The sequence below is a fragment of the Streptomyces broussonetiae genome, assembly GCF_009796285.1.
Classification (GTDB): Bacteria; Actinomycetota; Actinomycetes; order Streptomycetales; family Streptomycetaceae; genus Streptomyces; species Streptomyces broussonetiae.
In genome coordinates, this window is sequence record NZ_CP047020.1 from 3,426,329 (window position 1) to 3,446,736 (window position 20,408).

16 protein-coding genes and 1 pseudogene are annotated in these 20,408 nt (G+C 71.8%); 3 read left to right on the top strand and 14 right to left on the bottom strand.

The window, feature by feature from the left end:
• Positions 1–5 precede the first annotated feature (5 nt).
• From GQF42_RS15850 to hrcA, 7 genes are all read right to left on the bottom strand, one after another.
• Positions 6–3,167 (bottom strand): S41 family peptidase, encoded by a 3,162-nt coding sequence (locus tag GQF42_RS15850; RefSeq protein WP_233273358.1) that lies wholly within the window; start codon positions 3,165–3,167, stop codon positions 6–8.
• Between the two features lie 151 nt (positions 3,168–3,318).
• Entirely contained in the window at positions 3,319–3,870 is a 552-nt protein-coding gene (locus GQF42_RS15855; protein ID WP_158920397.1) for a hypothetical protein, read from the bottom strand.
• A gap of 143 nt (positions 3,871–4,013) precedes the next feature.
• A complete protein-coding gene (locus GQF42_RS15860) occupies positions 4,014–4,406 on the bottom strand; it encodes a VOC family protein (RefSeq protein ID WP_158920399.1) in 393 nt (130 codons plus the stop codon).
• A 19-nt stretch (positions 4,407–4,425) separates the two neighbouring features.
• Entirely contained in the window at positions 4,426–5,172 is a 747-nt protein-coding gene (locus GQF42_RS15865; protein ID WP_158920401.1) for a 16S rRNA (uracil(1498)-N(3))-methyltransferase, read from the bottom strand.
• A complete protein-coding gene (locus GQF42_RS15870; protein WP_158920403.1) occupies positions 5,169–6,245 on the bottom strand; it encodes a nitronate monooxygenase in 1,077 nt (358 codons plus the stop codon). The genes GQF42_RS15865 and GQF42_RS15870 overlap by 4 nt, the downstream gene beginning before the upstream one ends.
• Before the next feature lie 223 nt (positions 6,246–6,468).
• Positions 6,469–7,605, bottom strand: a complete 1,137-nt coding sequence (gene dnaJ / locus GQF42_RS15875; RefSeq protein ID WP_158920405.1) for a molecular chaperone DnaJ — start codon at positions 7,603–7,605, stop codon at positions 6,469–6,471.
• Positions 7,606–8,622, bottom strand: coding sequence for a heat-inducible transcriptional repressor HrcA (hrcA, locus tag GQF42_RS15880; protein ID WP_158920407.1), 1,017 nt, complete (start codon positions 8,620–8,622; stop codon positions 7,606–7,608).
• 172 nt (positions 8,623–8,794) lie between these two features.
• Here hrcA and GQF42_RS15885 point away from each other — a divergent pair, with 172 nt between their 5' ends.
• Positions 8,795–9,517 carry an MBL fold metallo-hydrolase gene (locus tag GQF42_RS15885; RefSeq protein WP_158920409.1) on the top strand — a complete coding sequence of 241 codons (723 nt, stop codon included), beginning with the start codon at positions 8,795–8,797 and terminating at the stop codon, positions 9,515–9,517.
• 34 nt (positions 9,518–9,551) lie between these two features.
• Positions 9,552–10,424, top strand: a complete 873-nt coding sequence (locus tag GQF42_RS15890; protein ID WP_375997934.1) for a DUF3097 domain-containing protein — start codon at positions 9,552–9,554, stop codon at positions 10,422–10,424.
• Here GQF42_RS15890 and GQF42_RS15895 read toward each other — a convergent pair.
• The 5 genes and pseudogenes from GQF42_RS15895 to lepA all read right to left on the bottom strand — a co-directional run bounded on the left by GQF42_RS15895 (position 10,402) and on the right by lepA (position 18,239).
• Positions 10,402–10,877: pseudogene (locus tag GQF42_RS15895) on the bottom strand (Uma2 family endonuclease). The gene GQF42_RS15890 and the pseudogene GQF42_RS15895 overlap by 23 nt on opposite strands.
• An 82-nt stretch (positions 10,878–10,959) precedes the next feature.
• Positions 10,960–12,192, bottom strand: a complete 1,233-nt coding sequence (hemW, locus tag GQF42_RS15900) for a radical SAM family heme chaperone HemW (RefSeq protein WP_158920411.1) — start codon at positions 12,190–12,192, stop codon at positions 10,960–10,962.
• Positions 12,193–12,218: 26 nt separating this feature from the next.
• Entirely contained in the window at positions 12,219–14,039 is a 1,821-nt protein-coding gene (locus GQF42_RS15905; protein WP_199273058.1) for a SpoIIE family protein phosphatase, read from the bottom strand.
• A gap of 168 nt (positions 14,040–14,207) precedes the next feature.
• Positions 14,208–16,082, bottom strand: coding sequence for an AMP-dependent synthetase/ligase (locus GQF42_RS15910; protein WP_158920413.1), 1,875 nt, complete (start codon positions 16,080–16,082; stop codon positions 14,208–14,210).
• Positions 16,083–16,364: 282 nt separating this feature from the next.
• Positions 16,365–18,239, bottom strand: a complete 1,875-nt coding sequence (lepA, locus tag GQF42_RS15915) for a translation elongation factor 4 (RefSeq protein WP_158920415.1) — start codon at positions 18,237–18,239, stop codon at positions 16,365–16,367.
• Positions 18,240–18,465: 226 nt separating this feature from the next.
• Between lepA and rpsT the strand changes: the two genes are divergently transcribed.
• The gene (gene rpsT / locus GQF42_RS15925; RefSeq protein WP_076091757.1) at positions 18,466–18,732 is read left to right on the top strand and encodes a 30S ribosomal protein S20; all 267 of its coding nucleotides are present in this window, start codon (positions 18,466–18,468) and stop codon (positions 18,730–18,732) included.
• Between the two features lie 241 nt (positions 18,733–18,973).
• Here the strand turns inward: rpsT and holA are convergent, their stop codons facing one another.
• Both holA and GQF42_RS15935 read right to left on the bottom strand, forming a co-directional pair.
• Entirely contained in the window at positions 18,974–19,963 is a 990-nt protein-coding gene (gene holA, locus GQF42_RS15930) for a DNA polymerase III subunit delta (protein ID WP_158920419.1), read from the bottom strand.
• A gap of 87 nt (positions 19,964–20,050) precedes the next feature.
• Complete coding sequence (locus GQF42_RS15935; protein ID WP_158920421.1) at positions 20,051–20,296, bottom strand: hypothetical protein; 246 nt, start codon at positions 20,294–20,296, stop codon at positions 20,051–20,053.
• Between the last annotated feature and the right edge of the window lie 112 nt (positions 20,297–20,408).

The following is a 20,408-nucleotide window of genomic DNA, read 5'->3' on the forward strand; positions in this document are numbered from 1 at the left end:
TCGTTTCAGGTGGGCAGCCCCGGCGGGGTTTTCGCGGGCCGCTCCCGCAGTGCCTCCAGCGCGAGCCCGATCGCCGCGTCCAGCTGGGCGTCCGTGCCCGCCGCCCAGTCCTGCGGACGCTGTACGACCTCCACGTCCGGGTCCACGCCGTGGTTCTCCACGTCCCAGCCCTGCCCCTCCAGCCACATCGCGTACTTGGGCTGGGTGACCAGGGTGCCGTCGACCAGGTGGTAGCGGCTGTCGATACCGATGACGCCGCCCCAGGTGCGGGTGCCGACGACCGGGCCGATGCCGAGGGCCTTGATCGCCGCGTTGACGATGTCGCCGTCGGAGCCGGAGAACTCGTCGGCGACGGCGACGACCGGGCCGCGCGGGGCGTCGAGGGGGTAGCTGGTGGGGCGCATGCCGCGCGGGACGTCCCAGCCGACGATGCGACGGGCCAGCTTCTCGACCACGAGCTGGGAGGTGTGGCCGCCGCGGTTCTCGCGGACGTCGACCACCAGGCCCTCGCGGGCCACCTCGACGCGCAGGTCACGGTGGATCTGGGCCCAGCCGGGCGCCTGCATGTCGGGGACGTGGAGGTAACCGAGCCGGCCGGCCGAGGCCGTGTGGACGTGGGCGCGGCGGTCTGCGACCCAGGCGTGGTAGCGCAGGGGCTCCTCGTCGGCGACGGGGACGACGACCGTGTGGCGCGGTTCGCCGCCGCCCGCCGGGAGGACGGTCAGTTCGACCGGGTGACCCGCCGTGCCGACGAGCAACGGACCCGGGCCCGTCACCGGGTCGACCGGGTGGCCGGCGACCGCGATGATCGCGTCACCGGGGCGGACCGCGACGCCGGGAGCGGCGAGCGGGGAACGGGCGTCCGGGTCGGAGGTCTCCGCGGGCAGGATGCGGTCGATGCGCCAACTGCCGTCCGGATGGCGGGAGATGTCGGCGCCGAGCAGGCCGTGCCGGGCACCGCCGCCCCGGCCGCCGCGGGGGCTGACATAGGCGTGCGAGGTGCCCAGTTCGCCCTGCACCTCCCACAGGAGGTCGATCAGGTCGCTGTGGGTGGCCAGGCGGGCGAGCAGCGGGCGGTAGCGGTCGAGTACGGCCGTCCAGTCGGTGCCGCCCAGGTCGGGGCGCCAGAAGTGGTCGCGCACGAGGCGGCCGGTCTCGTCGTACATCTGCCGCCATTCGGCGGCCGGGTCGAGGGTCTGGCGGACCCGGGCGAGGTCGACGGTGACGCTGGTGTCGCCGTCGTCGTCGGTGCCGGTACGGCGGTCGCTGGGGACGACCCGCAGCCGGCCGTCGCTCCACAGCAGGACGCGTTTGCCGTCGCCGCTGACCTCGAAGTGGTCGGCGTCGGAGGCGAGGTGCTCCAGGCGCCGCTGGACGAGGTCGTAGCGCTCCAGCTCGGCGTGCGGTTCGGGGTCCTCGGGGTGGGCGCGGGCGGCGCCGAGGACGCCGTGCACGGGGTGGCGCAGCCAGAGCACGCCGTCCTTGGCGGCGCCCAGGGTGGAGTAGCGGCCGGCCTCCACGGGGAACGGGACGATGCGGTCGGCGAGGCCCTCGAGGTCGATACGGGTGGCCGGGGTGCCCTCGCTGTCCGGGGTCTCGTCCTTCTCGGGGGTCTCGAAGGGGCGGCCGTGCCGCTGCGGGCCGAAGGGCGAGGGCGTGGTGGCGGCCAGGGTGATCAGATGCGGGCGTGCGCCGACCACGAAGGCGAGGTCGAAGACGTGCTCGTCGTAGACCGGGTCGAAGGCGCGGTTGGACAGGAACGCGAGGTGTTTGCCGTCGAGGGTGAAGGCGGGGGCGTAGTCCTGGAAGCGCAGCGGGGTCGCCTCCGTGACCGACAGGTCGGTGGTGTGGGCGAGCCGCAGCTGGGAGAGCGGGCGAGGGCCCGGGTGGGCCCAGGCGAGCCAGGCGGAGTCGGGCGAGAAGGCGAGGCCGCAGACCTCGCCGTCCTCGCTGCGGTCGACCTCGCGGACCTCGCCGGTCTCCCGCTCCACGAGCAGCAGCCTGCCGTCGTGGGCGGCGACGGCGGCCCGGCTGCCGTCGGGGGCCATGGCCAGCTCCAGGACCCGGCCGAGCTGTCCGGCGGCGAGGCGGCGCGGGGTGGCGCCGGGCACGTTCCCGGTCGCGGGGGCGAACTCCAGGGCGTCGTCGCCCTCGGCGTCCGTCACCCACACCACCCACTCCTCGCCGTCGGCGCGGAAGGTGCGGGGCATCCGGGCGCGCACGCCCGGGGTGGCGGCGAGGGCCCGGGCGGGTCCGGAGCGATGGGTGACCCAGTGGACCCCGCCGCGTACGCACACGGCGCTGCCGCGCGCGGTGTGGTCGGGTGAGGCCGCGCCGTACCAGTGGCCGGCGTCCACCGGGCGGGGCCGCAGATCGATCCGGGGCCCGCCGAGGCGCACGTCCAGCCGGCGCGGCTCGGCGCCCTCCAGGTCGTCCAGCACCCACAGCTCTCCGGCCGAGCAGTAGACGACCCGGGTGCCGTCGCCGGAGGCGTGCCGGGCGTAGAAGCGGCCGAGGGGCGTGTGGCGGCGCAGGTCGGAACCGTCGGCGAGGGAGGAGTACAGGGCGCCGGTGCCCTCGTGGTCGCAGAGGAAGGCGATGCGGTCTCCGGCCCAGACCGGGCACTCGATGTTGCCGTCGATCTCCTCGTGGAGCCGTACGAACTCCCCTGCCCCCTCGTCGCCTTCGGCGGCGCGGTCGATCCACAACCGGCCCGCCGTACCGCCCCGGTAGCGCTTCCAGTACGCCGCCTCGCGGCCCATCGTCACCGACAGCAGCACGGTGGCCGGTCCGAACGCCACATCGCCGACCGGGCCGTACGGCAGGGTCCGGGCGGGGCCGCCGTCCAGCGGGACGGCGTGCGCCCAGCTGTGGCGGAAGCTGGGACGGCCCTGCGCGCCGAGCGCGAGCACCCGCCCGTCGGAGGTCCAGCCGCGCACCTCGGTACGGCCGTTGCCCCAGTACGTCAGCCGCTCGGCGGGGCCGCCGTCGACGGGGGCGACATGCACCTCGGGAGCGCCGTCCCGGGTGGAGGTCCAGGCGATCCGGCGCCCGTCCGGGGATATCCGGGGCCGGTTCACGGGCCGGTTGTCCGCGCTGACCCGCCAGGCCCGGCCGCCGTCGAGGGGCGCGAGCCACACGTCGTCCTCGGCGACGAACGTCACCAACTCGCCGTGTACATGGGGGAATCGGAGATATCCGGAAGACGCCGTGGTTCCCGTCGAAGCACCCTGAGTCACCCCGTCACTGTACGCAGCGATCGGCGTGCCACGCCCGGCGTTCCGATCTCTTGACGCGAAGGTCGCTCGCCCCCGGCGCTCACTTGCCCTCGACGGGCCAGCAGGTGGGGTCGCCCTTGCACCACAGGGTCCGGGTGACGGTGACCGTCACGGTGGGCCGGCCGCCCCCGGGACGGTAGGTGGGCGGCTTGTACGTGGGCCCGGGTGTGGCGTTGCAGTCACCGAGGCCACTCACGTGGAAGACCTGCCGGCCGCCGACCCAGGCCGTCAGATCCCCGCGCACGCACGCCCCGTCGACGACCTTGGTGACCCTCCCGGTGACGGTGATCTTCTGCCGGTGACCGGTCTCGCCCTTGCAGTCGACGAAGACGGCGCCGGTCCCGGTCGGCGAGAGCGTGCCCGCCGTCCCGTTGCTTCGGTCATGACCGGTACAACTGAGCCAACTGACGTCCACATGCTGCTGCTTCAGCCCGGCCGTGGCGGTCCTGCCGGTGGTGTAGGCGGCGGTCATGGAATCGAGGCCGGTCGGCTGGCAGGCCACCAGGGCCCCACCGGCCACGACGACGGCCCCCGCCGCACCCACGACCCGCGCCCCGTGCGACCCATACCGAACCCACCTGAAAGCCCCCATGCAGGGCAGAGTGCCACCGGCGCGCCCGCCGGGGAAGGCCGCATACGGCCACTCACCCGTTCGGGGAGCCGGGGTCCCCCCAAGGGACGCGGGGCCGTACCGGACATGCGGCTACCGCCGCGCGGGCGCGAGCGGCGGAGCATCTAGCCGCGCAGCAGCAGCCACTCCTGGAGCTCGACCAGGTTGCCCTCCGGGTCCTTGAGGTGGGCGACCCGCATGCGGTCGGTCATGTGGGACGGGCCGTGGATCAGGGTGGCGCCGCGGGAGGTGATCTCGGCGCAGTAGGCGTCGAGGTCGTCCACGCGCAGCACCACCAGGGAGCGGTGGCCGTTGACGGTGTCGCCCAGCTCGTCCAGGATCTCGGCCATCATCGCCCGGTCCTGCAGGGCGATGCCGGCGGAGCCGACGTGCGGGCTGAACTTCTCGTACGGGCCCTCGGCCGCGCCGGACTGCGGCTTCAGCCCGAGGACGTGGGCGTAGAAGCGGTAGCAGGCGGCGAAGTCGGTGACCAGCAGTCGGACTTGGGCGAGTTCCACGGTGTCCCCCGAGTGTGGGTCAGGACCAGCGGCCGGTGCGGCCCAGCAGCAGGGCCGCTGCGGCGGTGCCGGCGGTGGAGGTGCGCAGGACGGTGGGACCGAGGACGTACGGCTTCGCCCCGGCCTCCTCGAAGAGCGTCAACTCGTCCCGTGCGACGCCGCCCTCGGGGCCGACGACCAGCACGATCTCGCCCTCGGCGGGCAGTTCGGCGGTGGCCAGCGGCCGGCTCTCGTGCTCGAAGTCGGAGTGCAGTACGGCGGCGAAGTCGGCCTCGGCGAGAAGTGCGGCCACCTGTTTGGTGGTCGCCGCGTCCGCGACCCGGGGGAAGCGGACCCGGCGGGACTGCTTGCCGGCCTCCCGGGCGGTGGCCCGCCACTTGCCGAGGGCCTTCAGACCCCGCTCGCCCCTCCACTGGGTGATGCAACGGGCGGCCTGCCACGGCACGATGGCGTCGACACCGACCTCCGTCATCGTCTCGACGGCGACTTCGCCCCGGTCGCCCTTGGGCAGGGCCTGGACGACGGTGATGCGGGGGCTGGGTGCCGGTTCCTCGAAGATGCTGCTCATGTGCACGATCAGCCGGTCCTTGCCCTCGCTGCCGATCACCTCGCACACGGCGTGGCGGCCGGTGCCGTCGGTGAGGACGACCTCCTCACCGGGCTGCAGCCGCTTGACCGAGACCGCATGGCGGCCCTCGGGACCGTCCAGGACGTAGCGTCCGCTGTCCGCGTCGAAGTGCTCGACGACGAAGACGGGGGCCGTCATCGCCCGTCACCCCCGGCCGACAACGCTGTCCGGGCGGCGGCGAGTTCGGCCGCCAGCACCTCCACCAGCTCCCCGGCCGGCAGCTCCCGGGCCAGCCGGTGGCCCTGGCCCGCGAACAGCGACATGCCCTGCGCGTCCCCGGCCTTGGCGGCGGCCTTGCGCAGCGGCGAGGTCAGGTGGTTGACCTCGGGGTAGGCGGCGGGGGCGTACGGGCCGTGCTCGCGGACGAAGCGGTTGACCAGGACGCGCGCCGGGCGGCCGGAGAACGCGCGGGTCAGCTCGGTGCGGGCGAACAGGGGGTTGGCCAACGCCTGCTTGTGCAGGGCGTGGGCGCCGGACTCGGGGGTCGCGAGGAAGGCCGTGCCCAGCTGGGCCGCGCTCGCGCCCGCCGCGAGGACGGCGGCGATCTGACTGCCCCGCATGATGCCGCCGGCGGCGACGACCGGAATGTTCACGGCCTCGCGGACCTGTGCGACCAGTGACAGCAGGCCGATACCGGAGCCGTCGTTCTCCTGCAGGTCCCGGTGGGTGCCCTGGTGGCCGCCGGCCTCCACGCCCTGTGCGATCACCGCGTCCGCCCCGGCCTGCTCGACCGCGCGGGCCTCCTCGGCGGTGGTGGCGCTGACCAGGGTGACGGTGCCGGCCCGGCGCAGCCGGTCGAGCACCTCCCGGCTCGGCACACCGAAGTGGAAGGAGACCACCGGCACCGGGTTGTCGAGAAGTACGGCGAGCTTGGCCTCGTAGCCGTCGTCCCGTCCGCTGTCGGGGTCGCCCAGTTCGGTCTCGTACCAGGCGGCCTCACCGGCCAGCTGGTGGGTGTAGACCTCGACCACGCCGGACTCGGCGTACTCGGGCTGCGGCATGAACACGTTCACGCCGAAGGGGCGGCTCGTGAGCCCCCGCAGCTGCTTGATCTCCCGGTACATCCCGTCGGCGGTCTTGTAACCGGCGGCGAGGAAGCCGAGGCCGCCGGCCTCGGAGACGGCGGCGGCGAGCTGCGGGACGGAGACACCGCCCGCCATGGGGGCCTGCACGATCGGGTGGGGGAAGAGATCGGTCAGCGCGGAGGACATGACCGCATGTTGTCACGTCCTTCGAACAAGTCCGAATCGGGGCTTGCGTCGGCATAGGACAACGGCATACGGGGTGCCGGAGCACCCCGTACGGCCCTTGTCGGACGACGCCTCAGCGTCCGTTGAAGGCGTCCTTCAACCGCGAGAACAACCCCTGCCGGCCCGGCTGATTGTGCCTGCCCGGGGGCCGGCCCCCGGACCCCCGGCCACGCCCCGGCGCACGTCAGCGTCCGTTGAAGGCGTCCTTCAACCGCGAGAACAACCCCTGCTGGCCCGGCTGGAACTGGCCCTGCGGACGCTCCTCGCCGCGCAGCTTGGACAGCTCGCGCAGCAGCCGCTCCTGCTCGGGGTCCAGCTTGGTCGGGGTCTGCACCTCGACGTGGACGATCAGGTCGCCCCGGCCGCCGCCGCGCAGATGCGTGACGCCCCGGTTGTGCAGCGGGATCGACTGGCCGGACTGGGTGCCGGGCCGGATGTCGACCTCCTCCATGCCGTCCAGGGTCTCCAGCGGCACCTTCGTGCCGAGCGCCGCCGCAGTCATCGGGATGGTGACCGTGCAGTGCAGGTCGTCGCCGCGCCGCTGGAAGGTCGGGTGCGGCAGCTCGTGGATCTCGACGTACAGGTCACCGGCGGGACCGCCGCCGGGGCCGACCTCGCCCTCACCGGCGAGCTGGATCCGGGTGCCGTTGTCGACACCGGCCGGGATCTTCACGGTCAGCGTCCGCCGCGACCGCACCCGCCCGTCACCGGCGCACTCCGGGCACGGCGTGGGCACGACCGTGCCGAAGCCCTGGCACTGGGGGCAGGGGCGGGAGGTCATGACCTGGCCGAGGAAGGACCGGGTGACCTGGGACACCTCACCACGACCGCGGCACATGTCACACGTCTGGGCGGTCGTACCGGGCGCCGCGCCCTCACCGTTGCAGGTGTTGCAGACGACCGCGGTGTCGACCTGGATGTCCTTGGTGGTCCCGAAGGCCGCCTCGCCCAGCTCGACCTCGATACGGATCATCGCGTCCTGGCCGCGCCGGGTGCGTGAGCGCGGACCGCGCTGCGACGCCGTACCGAAGAACGCGTCCATGATGTCGGAGAAGTTGCCGAAGCCACCGGCCCCGAAACCGCCCGCGCCCGCACCGCCGGCCTGCGAGAGCGGGTCGCCGCCCAGGTCGTAGACCTGCTTCTTCTGCGGGTCCGACAACACCTCGTAAGCGGCGTTGATCTCCTTGAACCGCTCCTGGGTCTTGGGATCCGGGTTGACGTCCGGGTGCAGCTCGCGCGCGAGCCGACGGAACGCCTTCTTGATCTCATCCTGCGACGCGTCGCGGCGCACGCCGAGAACGGCGTAGTAGTCCGTGGCCACTTACGACTCCGCCAGGATCTGTCCGACGTACCGTGCCACTGCGCGTACCGCTCCCATCGTTCCCGGGTAGTCCATGCGGGTCGGTCCGACCACGCCGAGCTTGGCAACCGCCTCGCCGCCCGAACCGTAGCCGACCGACACGACGGACGTGGAGTTGAGTCCCTCGTGGGCGATCTCGTGCCCGATGCGCACGGTCATGCCCGGATCCTTCGCCTCGCCGAGGAGCTTGAGGAGCACGACCTGCTCCTCCAGCGCCTCGAGCACCGGCCGGATCGTGAGGGGAAAGTCATGTCCGAAGCGAGTGAGATTGGCGGTGCCGCCGATCATCAGCCGCTCCTCGTTCTCCTCCACGAGTGTCTCCAGAAGTGTGGAGAGCACCGTGGAGACCGTACCGCGGTCCTCCGGCTCGAAGGCGTCCGGGAGGTCCTCGACCAGCGTCGGCACGTCCGTGAACCGGCGCCCCGCGACGCGGCTGTTGAGCCGGGCCCGCAGATCCGCCAGCGAGGCCTCGCCGAACGGCGCCGGGCAGTCGACCATCCGCTGCTCGACCCGGCCGGTGTCCGTGATCAGCACGAGCATCACGCGCGCGGGGGCGAGCGCGAGCAGCTCCACATGCCGCACGGTGGACCGGGTCAAGGACGGGTACTGCACGACGGCGACCTGCCGCGTGAGCTGCGCGAGCAGCCGTACGGTACGGGCCACGACGTCGTCGAGATCGACGGCGCCCTCGAGGAAGTTCTGGATGGCCCGCCGCTCGGGCGCGGTCATCGGCTTGACGCCCGCGAGCTTGTCGACGAAGAGCCGGTAGCCCTTGTCCGTGGGGATCCGCCCGGCACTGGTGTGCGGCTGGGCGATGAACCCCTCGTCCTCCAGGGCCGCCATGTCGTTGCGCACGGTCGCCGGGGAGACGCCGAGGTTGTGCCGCTCGGTCAGCGCCTTGGAGCCGACCGGCTCCTCGGTGCCGACGTAGTCCTGGACGATGGCGCGCAGCACCTGAAGCCTGCGTTCACTCAGCATTCGCGCGCACCTCCAGCACCTCGTCCCCTCGTACCGCTCGTCCGTCTGTTCGGCCGCCTGGCACTCTTCCCATGCGAGTGCCAGCCTTTCCCGGGGCCCAGTGTACGGCTGTCGGGTACACCCGGGGCAAGGTCGGTGCCGTCGTTGCGGCCCGTAGGGCTAGCGTCGCGGTATGACGCTGACTTGGGAAGAGCTGGGATGGGAGCGGCTGGCCGCCGGGATCGGGCGGTGCCGGCTTCCTGGCTGGGACTGCACCGTGGGACTGGTCCTCGGCGAGGATACGGCGCTGATGGTGGACGCCGGCTCGAGTCTGGCCGAAGGCGCGCGGCTGCGGGCGCAGGCGCAGGAACTGGCCGGCGGTCGTGTGACCCATCTCGCGCTCACGCACCCCCATTTCGATCACGTCTTCGGGACTCCGGCGTTCGCCGGGGTGCAGGTGTACGCGGCGGTCGGTGTCGACGCGGTGTTCGCCCACGAGCGCGAGGAGCTGCGCCTGGACGCGATCAGGAACGGCCTGCCGGCGGCCGAGGCCGACGAGGCGGCGGACGCCCTCGTACCGCCCGGCCACCAGGTCTCGGGCGAGTGGACGCTCGACCTGGACGACGGCCGCCAGGCGCTTTTGGCCAACGTGGGCCCCGGTCACACGGCGAACGACCTGGCGGTCCTGATCCCGGGCGAGCGCGAGGTGGTCTTCTGCGGCGACCTGGTCGAGGAGTCCGGCGAGCCGCAGGCAGGCCCGGACGCGGTTCCGTCCCGTTGGCCGGACGCCCTGGACCGGCTCCTGTCCCTGGGCGGCGAGGACGCACTGTACGTGCCCGGTCACGGAGCGGTGGTGAACGCGGCGTTCGTACGACGTCAACGCGACGCGCTGGCCGCCCGTTTCGGCGTGTCGTGAGCGCGGGCGGGGGACTTCTCCTATGGTCATCCGAATGCGCCCACCCGTCTCCCGCCACCACCCCTCCAACGAGGGCCCTGCGGGCCCGCGCCCTCGTGTGTACTCCGCCGACCTGACCCCGCCGTGGAAGAAGCAGCAGCCCGCGCCGGAGGTGGCGGCGGAGCCGGGTCTGGTGGTGGAGGAGCCCGGCACCGGCTTCTGCGGGGCGGTGATCCGCTGCGAGGCGGGCACGGTGACCCTGGAGGACCGCTTCGGCAAGCACCGGGTGTTCCCGCTGGAGCCGCGCGGCTTCCTGCTGGAGGGCAGGGTGGTGACGCTCGTACGGCCCGCGTCGGGTGGTCCGGTACGGCCGTCCCGCACGGCCTCCGGCTCGGTGGCCGTCCCCGGCGCCCGCGCCCGCGTGGCCCGCGCCGGCCGCATCTACGTCGAGGGCCGCCACGACGCCGAACTGGTCGAGAAGGTGTGGGGCGACGACCTGCGCGTCGAGGGCGTGGTCGTGGAGTACCTGGAGGGCGTGGACGACCTGCCGTCGATCGTGTCGTCCTTCGCGCCGGGCCCGGACGCGAGGCTGGGCGTGCTCGTGGACCACCTGGTGCCGGGCACGAAGGAGTGGCGCATCGCCCAGTCGGTGACGAGCGAACACGCGCTGGTCGTCGGCCACCCGTACATCGACATCTGGGAGGCGGTGAAGCCGTCGTCCCTGGGAATCGCCGGCTGGCCCCGGGTGCCGCACGGCCAGGACTGGAAGACGGGCGTGTGCCGGGCGCTGGGCTGGCCGTCGCAGAACACCGGCGCGGTGTGGCAGGCGATCCTGAAGCGGGTGACCTCTTACAAGGACCTGGAGCCGGAGCTGCTGGGGCGGGTGGAGGAGCTGATCGACTTCGTCACGGGTAGCGGTGGGGCCTGACGTTGGGGAACGATCCGAACTCGGTGGTGTCCAGTTCGAGTCCCAAGACCTCCACCGGAACTGGATCGCCGAATTTGATGATCTCCTGGCCCAGGTAGTCGGCGTCCTCGCCCTGGCCCGCAGGCTTCGTCAGCAAGACGCAGTGCGCCATGATCGGGTCCAGGATGAGGTAGGCAGGGATCTTTCCTGCCGCGTTACCGCCAAGTCCGGAACCGGCTCGCTGGCCTCGTCAAGGATGTCGACGTCCTGGGTCTGAAGCCTCGCCCACCGCTTGCGCGGGATCTGGTCCAACACGTCTTCCACGATCATGTTGTGGACCAGATCAGGGCTTGCCGTCATCACAATTACCCCCCGGAGAAGCTCGACCTTCACGCCCTCCGGAGGCTCGAGTTCCTCGAAGACCTTGGTCATTCCACGCTCGTCCACAGCGGTCATCTCCGTGGCCCTCCGCATCCGCCGCGTCCTTTTGGCGGCAGCCCACGAACCAGGTTAGGGACCGAACCGGCGTTCCGGGGTCATTCACTCGCCCGGGTGCTCAGTCCACCAGATCCCTCACCACCCCGTCCGCCAGCAACCGCCCCCGCAGCGTCAGCACGGCCCGCCCCTCCTCGTACGGACCCTCCTGCAGGAGCCCGTCCGCCAGCGCCCGCCGTGACGCCGCGAGCCCCTCCTCCCTCAGCAGGGACAGCGGCACTCCCTCTCGCAGCCGCAGCTCCAGCAGGATCCGCTCCACCCGCCGGTCCTCGTCCGACAGCAGTTCCCGGCCCGCACCCGGTGAACGGCCCGAGGCCAGCGCCGCCGCGTACGCGCCGGGGTGCTTGACGTTCCACCAGCGCACTCCGCCCACGTGCGAGTGCGCCCCCGGTCCCGCGCCCCACCAGTCCGCGCCCCGCCAGTACAGCTCGTTGTGCAGGCAACGGCCCGCCTCGGAGGTGGACCAGTTGGAGACCTCGTACCAGTCGAAGCCCGCCGCCGAGAGCGCCTCCTCGGCGATCAGGTAGCGGTCCGCGTGGACGTCGTCGTCGGTCATCGGCACCTCTCCCCGGCGGATCCGGCGGGCGAGCTGGGTGCCCTCCTCGACGATCAGGGCGTACGCGCTGATGTGGTCGGGACCCGCGCCCAGCGCCGCCCGGAGCGAAGCCCGCCAGTCGTCGTCGCTCTCGCCCGGTGTGCCGTAGATCAGGTCGAGGTTGACGTGCTCGAAGCCCGCCGCGCGCGCCTCCGCCACGCAGGCTTCCGGGCGCCCCGGGGTGTGCGTGCGGTCGAGCACGCGCAGCACATGCTGCCGCGCGCTCTGCATGCCGAAGGAGATCCGGTTGAAGCCGCCCTCGCGGAGGGTCGCCAGGTACGCGGGGTCCACGGACTCCGGGTTCGCCTCCGTCGTCACCTCCGCGTCCGCCGCCAGGCCGAACTCGTCGCGGATCGCGCCCAGCATCCGTACGAGATCGTCGGCGGCCAGCAGCGTCGGCGTACCGCCCCCGACGAAGACCGTGCGGACCTCGCGCGGGTCGTCGCCGAGCACCTTGCGGGCCAGGCGGATCTCGTCCGCCAGCGTCTGTGCGTAGTTGTCGCGGGACGCCAGCACCCCGCCCGTGCCGCGCAGCTCGGTCGCGGTGTAGGTGTTGAAGTCGCAGTAGCCGCAGCGGGTCGCGCAGTACGGGACGTGCAGGTAGAAGCCGAGCGGGCGGTCTGCGGCCCCGGCGAGCGCAGACGCGGGCAGCGCACCGTCGGCGGGGACGGGCTCGCCGTCGGGGAGTGCGGAAGGCATGTCCCCATTGTCCAGCACCCCGGGCGCTACTCCGCCTGCAGGACGAGCAGCGCCAGATCGTCCTCGGGCGGGCCGCCACCGAAGTCGTGCACCAGGCGGCGGATCCTTTCCGCGATCAGCTCGGCGCTCAGGCCCGCGCAGCCGGACAGGGCGCGGGCCAGCCCGTCGCCGTCGTCGAACTGGCGGGAGCCGGAGCGCCGCTCGGTCACCCCGTCGGTGACGCACAGCAGGCTGTCACCGGGCCTCAGGTCGAGGGTCTCGCTGCGATAGGTCTCGTCCTCGATGACACCGAGCAGGGTCTGCGGTCCGGCCGCCGTACGCACCGTGCCGTCGGGGCCGAGCACGAGCGGCAGCGGATGGCCGGCCGAGGCGAGGGTGCAGCGGACCCCGCCCTCGTACGGCGTCAGCTCGCCGTAGAGGAGGGACAGGAAGCGGGTCTGCGGGCCCTCCCCCGGGGCCACGGGCCGGGCGCCGGCGGCGACCAGGGCCCGGGCGGCGGCGTCGGCGGCCTCGGTGGCGTCGTCCAGGAGGAGCTGGTTGAGGCGGTCGAGGACGTCGGCGACGCCGTAGCCCTCGCGGGCGAGCAGCCGGAGCCAGGGCCGGGCCAGCCCGATCACGACCGCCGCCTCGGGGCCCTTGCCCTGGACGTCCCCGACGGCGAAGCACCAGCGGCCGTCGCCCGCCGGGAACAGGTCGTAGAAGTCGCCGCTGGGGCCGCCCTTGTCGCGCGGCTCGTAGACGAGCGCGCTGCTCATCCCGGGGATCTGGGCGACCGCGCCGGGCAGCAGACCGCGCTGCAGAACGGCACTGATGGTGGCCTGGCGGGCGTACTGGCGGGCCGCGCCGATGGCGAGCGCCACCCGGCGGCCCAGGTCCTCCACGAGCCCGGTGACCTCGTCGGGGAACCCGGCGGGCCTGCTGCGGCCGATGACCAGCGTGCCGAGCGGCCGGCCGCCCGCGATCAACCGGTACGCCAGCGCCGTGCCCTCGGCGCCGCCCGGGCCGAGCGCGTCGCCGGGCCACGGGTACGGCTCGGGGCCGGAGCGCAGCCCGTCGCGCGGGGCGGGCGGCTCCTTCTCCAGGGCGCGGTGCAGTTCCTCGACGCGGCCCTCGCAGGTGTGCCAGACCCGGTCGGGGCCGCCGCCGTCGCCGCCGCGCACGCTCGCCTCGTCCTCCAGCCACACCGCGCACCAGTCGGCGAGCCGGGGCACGATGAGCTGGCCGGTGAGAGCGGTGACCAGGGCCTCGTCCAGTTGTCCGGCGAGCAGGTCGGAGGCCTCGGCAAGGAAGGACAGCGCGCCCCGGCCGAGCCAGTCCGCGTCGCCGTCGGCCCGCAGCGGCTGCGGGGCCAGGTTCTCGGCGACCTCCAGTTCCGGGCCCGGGGCCGGCCCGTCCGGCTCGTCCAGGCCGCCCGGAGGAAGTCGCGCCCAGACGGTCTTGGCACCGGCGCGGTAGGTGACGCCCCAGGCCTCGGCGAGCGTGGCGACCAGGCGCAGCCCACGCCCGTACTCGGGGGTGTCGTACGACCCGTCACCCCCGAAGGCGTCGCGCGGAGGGCGCGAGGGATGCCGGTCGCACACCTCCACGACGAACGCGCCGGTCTCCTCCAGCCACCAGTCGACCTCGACGTCCGTACCGGCGTGTACGACGGCGTTGGTGACCAGCTCGCTGACGACGGCCATGGCGTCGTCGACGAGCCGGGCCGCCACGTCCGGCTCATCGGCCAGCGCGGCCTGCACCAGCGCCCGGGCCGCCCCGGGCGCAAGAGCGCTTCCGGGCAGCGTCGCCCGCCCGCGCGCCTCCCGGGCCCGGGACTCGCCCTCCCGTTGCGTGGGTATGGCCGCCATGTCCATGCGGCCAGGGTGACAGACAGAGGGCGGACGAAAGCGGGGAGTTATCGAAGTGGCCAGAAGACGGCAGCTTTTGAACGTCGGTGAGCATCAACTCCCCGCGGGGCGCGGGAACTGCGTGTGCAACCGAGAACGGCCCGCAGTTCCCCGCGCTGAACCGACCTCCTACTTCTCCCTGGCCCCGGCGTACATCTCGTCGATGAGGCCCTTGTACTCCCGCTCCACCACGGGCCGCTTGAGCTTGAGGCTCGGCGTGATCTCGCCGTGCTCCACGTCGAGATCCCGGGGCAGCAGCCGGAACTTCTTGATCGTCTGCCACTTCTGGAGCCCGGCGTTGAGCTGCTGCACATATCCGTCGACCATCTCGACGGTCTGCGGCGCGGCGACGATCTCCGCGTACGCCCGGCCCTCCAGCCCGTTCTCCTTCGCCCAGTCCAGGATCGCGATCTCGTCGAGGGCGATGAGGGCGGTGCAGTAGTTCCGGTCGGCGCCGTGCACCAGGATGTTGGAGACGTACGGGCACACACCCTTGAACTGGCCCTCGACCTCGGCCGGGGCGACGTACTTGCCGCCGGAGGTCTTGATGAGGTCCTTCTTGCGGTCGGTGATGCGCAGGTAGCCGTCGGGCGACAGCTCGCCGATGTCTCCGGTGTGGAACCAGCCGTCGGACTCCAGCACCTCGGAGGTCTTCTCGGGCAGCCCGTGGTAGCCCTCCATGATGCCGGGGCCGCGCAGCAGGATCTCGCCGTCGTCGGCGATGCGCACCTCCGTGCCGGGCAGCGGCTTGCCGACCGTGCCGGTGCGGTAGGCCTCGCCGGGGTTGACGAAGGAGGCCGCGGAGGACTCGGTGAGGCCGTAGCCCTCCAGGATGTGGATGCCGGCGCCGGCGAAGAAGTAGCCGATCTCGGGCGCGAGCGCGGAGGCGCCGGAGACACAGGCGCGCAGCCGGCCGCCGAAGGCCTCGCGGAGCTTGGCGTAGACGAGGGTGTCGGCGACCTTGTGCTTGGCGGCGAGGCCGAAGGGCGCCGCGTGGGTGCCGGTGCGGCGGAAGTTGTCCTGGGTGACCTTGGCGTACTCGCGGGAGACCTCGGCGGCCCACTGGAAGATCTTGTACTTGGCCGGGCCGCCCTCGCGGGCCTTGGCGGCGACGCCGTTGTAGACCTTCTCGAAGATGCGCGGCACGGCCGCCATGTACGTCGGCTGCACCACCGGAAGGTTCTCGATGATCTTGTCGACGCGGCCGTCCACGGCGGTGACGTGCCCGACCTCGATCTGCCCGGAGGTGAGCACCTTGCCGAAGACGTGCGCGAGCGGCAGCCACAGGTACTGCACGTCGTCGATGGTGACCAGGCCGGTCGCCGCGATGGCCTTCGCCATGTACGCCCAGTTGTCGTGCGGCAGGCGCACGCCCTTGGGGCGGCCGGTGGTGCCCGAGGTGTAGATGAGCGTGGCGAGCTGTTCCCGGGTGATCCCGCCGACCCGCTCCTTGATCAGCTGCGGGTGCTGCTCGAGGTAGGCGGCGCCGCGCTGCTCCAGCTCGGCGAGCGTGGTCACCCAGTCGTCGGTCTCGACGCCGGCCGGGTCGATGACGACGACCTTGGTCAGTTCGGGCAGCTCGGCGCGCTTCTCGACCGCCTTGGCGACCTGGGCCGCGTCCTCGGCGATGAGCACCCGGCTCTCGGAGTCGGCAAGGATGAAGGCCGACTCGTCGGCGTTGGTCTGCGGGTAGACGGTCGTCGTGGCGCCGCCCGCGCAGAGGATGCCGAGGTCGGCGAGGATCCATTCGACGCGGGTGGAGGAGGCGAGCGCCACCCGCTGCTCGGGCTGGAGGCCCAGCTCGATGAGCCCGGCCGCGATCGCGTAGACCCGCTCGGCCGCCTGTGCCCAGCTCAGCGACTTCCAGTCGTCGGGGCCCTGGCCCGCGGCCGGCGGGACCGGATAGCGGTAGGCCTCGGCGTCCGGTGTGGCCGCCACGCGCTCCAGGAAGAGGGCCGCCACGGACGGCGGACGGTTCTCGATCAGGGTCTGTGTGTCGCTCACGACATCCTCCGGGGCCCGCGACGGTGCGGCTGGCTCAGTGCGGCTGGGTTCACTCACGGGTGGGTCACGCGCTGTGGTCACGCGGTTGTTTAACTCGCGAGTAACTATCGAGCAGGGATCAGAGTAAGCCGCGACCGGCCGCTGCGTAAGGGGCATCGGCCTGTCTGTTTCCCCGCGCTTTCCACGCAGAGCGACGTTACGCACGCGTAGGGGCCCGCCGCACTTTCGTACGACGAGCCCCTTCATGCCCGGTTTGCGGACGTAACCCGTTGTTACCCGTGGTTACTTCTTGCCCTTGGCCGACCCCGCGCTGTCATCGCTGGACAGGACCGCGATGAAGGCCTCCTGCGGAACCTCCACGGAACCCACCATCTTCATCCGCTTCTTGCCTTCCTTCTGCTTCTCCAGCAGCTTCCGTTTACGGGAGATGTCACCGCCGTAGCACTTGGCGAGGACGTCCTTGCGGATGGCGCGGATGGTCTCGCGGGCGATGACCCGGGAGCCGATGGCGGCCTGGATGGGCACCTCGAAGGCCTGCCGGGGGATCAGCTCGCGCAGCTTGGCCACGAGCCGCACGCCGTACGCGTACGCCGCGTCCTTGTGGGTGATCGCCGAGAAGGCGTCCACCTTGTCGCCGTGCAGCAGGATGTCGACCTTGACCAGGCTGGACGTCTGCTCGCCCGTGGGCTCGTAGTCGAGGGAGGCGTAGCCGCGGGTCTTGGACTTGAGCTGGTCGAAGAAGTCGAAGACGATCTCCGCGAGCGGCAGCGTGTAGCGGATCTCGACCCGGTCCTCGGAGAGGTAGTCCATGCCGAGCAGGGTGCCGCGCCGGGTCTGGCACAGCTCCATGATCGAGCCGATGAACTCGGTGGGCGCCAGGATGGTGGCGCGCACGACCGGCTCGTACACCTCGTTGATCTTGCCTTCGGGGAACTCGCTCGGGTTGGTGACGGTGTGCTCGCTGCCGTCCTCCATGACCACGCGGTAGACCACGTTGGGAGCGGTGGCGATGAGGTCGAGCCCGAACTCGCGCTCCAGGCGCTCGCGGATCACGTCCAGGTGGAGCAGCCCGAGGAAACCGACGCGGAAGCCGAAGCCGAGGGCCGCGGAGGTCTCCGGCTCGTAGACCAGCGCGGCATCGTTGAGCTGCAGCTTGTCCAGGGCCTCGCGCAGCTCGGGGTAGTCGGAGCCGTCCAGCGGATACAGACCGGAGAAGACCATCGGCTTCGGGTCCTTGTATCCACCGAGGGCCTCGGTCGCGCCCTTGTTCTGGCTGGTGACGGTGTCACCGACCTTGGACTGGCGCACGTCCTTCACGCCGGTGATCAGATAGCCCACCTCGCCGACGCCGAGGCCGTCGGCCGGCAGCATCTCGGGCGAGCTGACACCGATCTCCAGCAGCTCGTGCGTGGCGCCGGTCGACATCATCTTGATGCGCTCGCGCCTGTTGAGCTGGCCGTCGATGACACGGACGTACGTCACGACACCGCGGTAGGAGTCGTAGACCGAGTCGAAGATCATCGCGCGGGCGGGCGCGTCGGCGACGCCGACCGGAGCCGGAATCTCCTTGACGACCTTGTTCAGCAGCGCGTCGACGCCGAGGCCGGTCTTCGCGGAGACCTTCAGCACGTCGGACGGGTCGCAGCCGACCAGGTTCGCCAGCTCCTCGGCGAACTTCTCCGGCTGTGCGGCCGGCAGGTCGATCTTGTTCAGCACGGGGATGATCGTGAGGTCGTTCTCCATCGCCAGGTAGAGGTTGGCGAGGGTCTGCGCCTCGATGCCCTGGGCGGCGTCGACGAGGAGGATGGTCCCCTCGCAGGCGGCCAGCGACCGCGAGACCTCATAGGTGAAGTCGACGTGCCCGGGGGTGTCGATCATGTTGAGGATGTGGGTCGTGCCCTGATCGGGGCCCTCGGTCGGGGCCCAGGGCAGACGCACCGCCTGGGACTTGATCGTGATGCCGCGCTCGCGCTCGATGTCCATCCGGTCGAGGTACTGAGCACGCATCTGCCGCTGCTCGACCACACCGGTCAGCTGGAGCATCCGGTCGGCGAGCGTGGACTTGCCGTGGTCGATGTGCGCGATGATGCAGAAATTGCGGATCAGCGCCGGGGCGGTACGGCTCGGCTCGGGCACATGGTTAGGGGTCGCGGGCACGCAGGGTCCTGTCTCTTGAGGCGCCTTATGCCTCGGGTCGGATCGATACGTAGTCTCCATGGTCCCACGGGGAGCGACCGAAGACCGTTTTGGGCCGCCACCAGGGCCGCTGGTACTGTAGATGGCTGTGCCTCATGCCCTCTCAGCGCGAGGCGCGTCAGAGAAATTTTGGATCACCGGTGCGGGACCCGTGCGGCTCCGTACCAGAACCTGAAAAGGCTCCTTCGTGGCGAACATCAAGTCCCAGATCAAGCGGATCAAGACCAACGAGAAGGCTCGGCTGCGCAACAAGGCCGTCAAGTCCTCCCTGAAGACCGCGGTCCGCAAGGCCCGTGAGGCCGTTGCCGCCGGTGACGTCGAGAAGGCCACCGCGCTGTCCCGTGAGGCTGCGCGTCAGCTCGACAAGGCCGTCTCCAAGGGCGTCATCCACAAGAACCAGGCCGCCAACAAGAAGTCGGCGCTTGCTTCCAAGGTCGCGTCCCTCAAGGGCTGAACTTCCCTGTGATCTGACCGCCGGAAGGACCAAGAGCGGGCCCTCTCTCATCCGCTCCCTTTCGGCACCCCGAGCCTGTACGCGGCCTGCGTTCGCCACGCGGGTACGGGCTCACCAGTTTCAACCGAAAACCCCGGTGCCTCTCCCTTCCCCAGGGCGGGTGCCGGGGTTTTGGCGTACCGGGGGTTTTCCTGCCGGGGATCGGTGGGCCACTTCCCCGCCGACCGGGACCCCGGCTCGCCTACCCGCGTCCGCGGGACCGAGCAGCCCGGGCGATGATCACCACGGCCTTCTCCAACGCGTACTCCGGATCGTCCCCTCCACCCTTCACTCCGGCGTCGGCCTCGGCGACGGCCCGCATCGCCGTCGCGACACCGTCCGGCGTCCACCCCCGCATCTGCTGCCGCACCCGGTCGATCTTCCACGGCGGCATCCCCAGCTCGCGGGCGAGATCGGCCGGCCGGCCGCCACGCGCGGACGACAACTTCCCGATGGCCCGCACTCCCTGAGCCAGCGCGCTGGTGATCATCACCGGCGCCACCCCGGTCGCCAGCGACCAGCGCAATGCCTCCAGCGCCTCCGCCGTACGCCCCTCCACGGCCCGGTCGGCGACCGTGAAGCTGGAGGCCTCGGCCCGGCCGGTGTAGTACCGCCCGACGACCGCCTCGTCGATCGTGCCCTCCACGTCGGCCACCAGCTGCGCGACTGCCGAGGCCAGCTCCCGCAGATCGCTGCCGATGGCGTCGCACAGCGTCTGGCACGCCTCCGGCGTCGCCGACCGTCCCACCGCCCGGAACTCCTGCCGTACGAAGGCCAGCCGGTCGGCCGGCTTGGTCATCTTCGGGCAGGCCACCTCCCGTGCCCCCACCTTGCGCGCGGCGTCCAGCAGCCCCTTGCCCTTGGCACCGCCCGCGTGCAGCAGCACGAGCGTGATCTCCTCGGCGGGCGAGCCGAGATACGCCTTCACGTCCTTGACCGTGTCGGCCGAAAGATCCTGTGCGTTGCGTACGACCACGACTTTCCGCTCGGCGAAGAGCGATGGACTGGTCAGCTCAGCGAGGGTGCCGGGCTGCAACTGGTCCGGGGTGAGGTCGCGTACGTCCGTGTCGGCGTCGGCGGCCCTGGCGGCGGCCACCACCTCCTGCACGGCACGGTCGAGCAGGAGGTCCTCCTGGCCCACGGCAAGGGTCACCGGGGCGAGAGGGTCGTCATTCGCAGTCTTTCTGGCCATCGCTCAAAGCATCCCACGCGACACTGACAACGAGACGGCCCGCGCACCCTGAGCGGTCCCCGAACGGACCCGGAGCCGGTCTCGGGGTCAGGGCTCCTCGCGCCAGCCGTCCCACTCACCGGCGAACGCGTCCAGTTCGGCCGGGTCCAGCCGCTCGGCCTCGTCGTGCACGACCACCAACCACTGCGCGTCCTCGGCGTCGTCCTCGCCGGCCAGGGCGTCCCGGACCAGCTGCGGCTCCTCGGCCAGGCCGAACCGCTCCCCGAGCGCCTCGGCCGCCTCCTCGGCGGCATCCCGGTCGGGCAGCACCAGCACATGTCTCACATCGCTCACGCGCTTCATTCTCCGGTACCGCGCGAGAAGCGAACCGCCAGGTCGGTCCTTGGAGGACCGGGTCGGAACCTGGCCACGACACCTGGCCACGACACCTGGCCACGACACCTGG

Excerpts from the sequence above, each read along its gene's own strand:
- GQF42_RS15855 (WP_158920397.1), bottom strand. The coding sequence starts at position 3,870 with ATGGGGGCTTTCAGGTGGGTTCGGTATGGGTCGCACGGGGCGCGGGTC.
- GQF42_RS15865 (WP_158920401.1), bottom strand. The coding sequence starts at position 5,172 with ATGACGGCCCCCGTCTTCGTCGTCGAGCACTTCGACGCGGACAGCGGA.
- GQF42_RS15870 (WP_158920403.1), bottom strand. The coding sequence starts at position 6,245 with ATGTCCTCCGCGCTGACCGATCTCTTCCCCCACCCGATCGTGCAGGCC.
- hrcA (WP_158920407.1), bottom strand. The coding sequence starts at position 8,622 with ATGCTGAGTGAACGCAGGCTTCAGGTGCTGCGCGCCATCGTCCAGGAC.
- GQF42_RS15885 (WP_158920409.1), top strand. The coding sequence starts at position 8,795 with ATGACGCTGACTTGGGAAGAGCTGGGATGGGAGCGGCTGGCCGCCGGG.
- GQF42_RS15890 (WP_375997934.1), top strand. The coding sequence starts at position 9,552 with ATGCGCCCACCCGTCTCCCGCCACCACCCCTCCAACGAGGGCCCTGCG.
- hemW (WP_158920411.1), bottom strand. The coding sequence starts at position 12,192 with ATGCCTTCCGCACTCCCCGACGGCGAGCCCGTCCCCGCCGACGGTGCG.
- GQF42_RS15905 (WP_199273058.1), bottom strand. The coding sequence starts at position 14,039 with ATGGCGGCCATACCCACGCAACGGGAGGGCGAGTCCCGGGCCCGGGAG.
- holA (WP_158920419.1), bottom strand. The coding sequence starts at position 19,963 with ATGGCCAGAAAGACTGCGAATGACGACCCTCTCGCCCCGGTGACCCTT.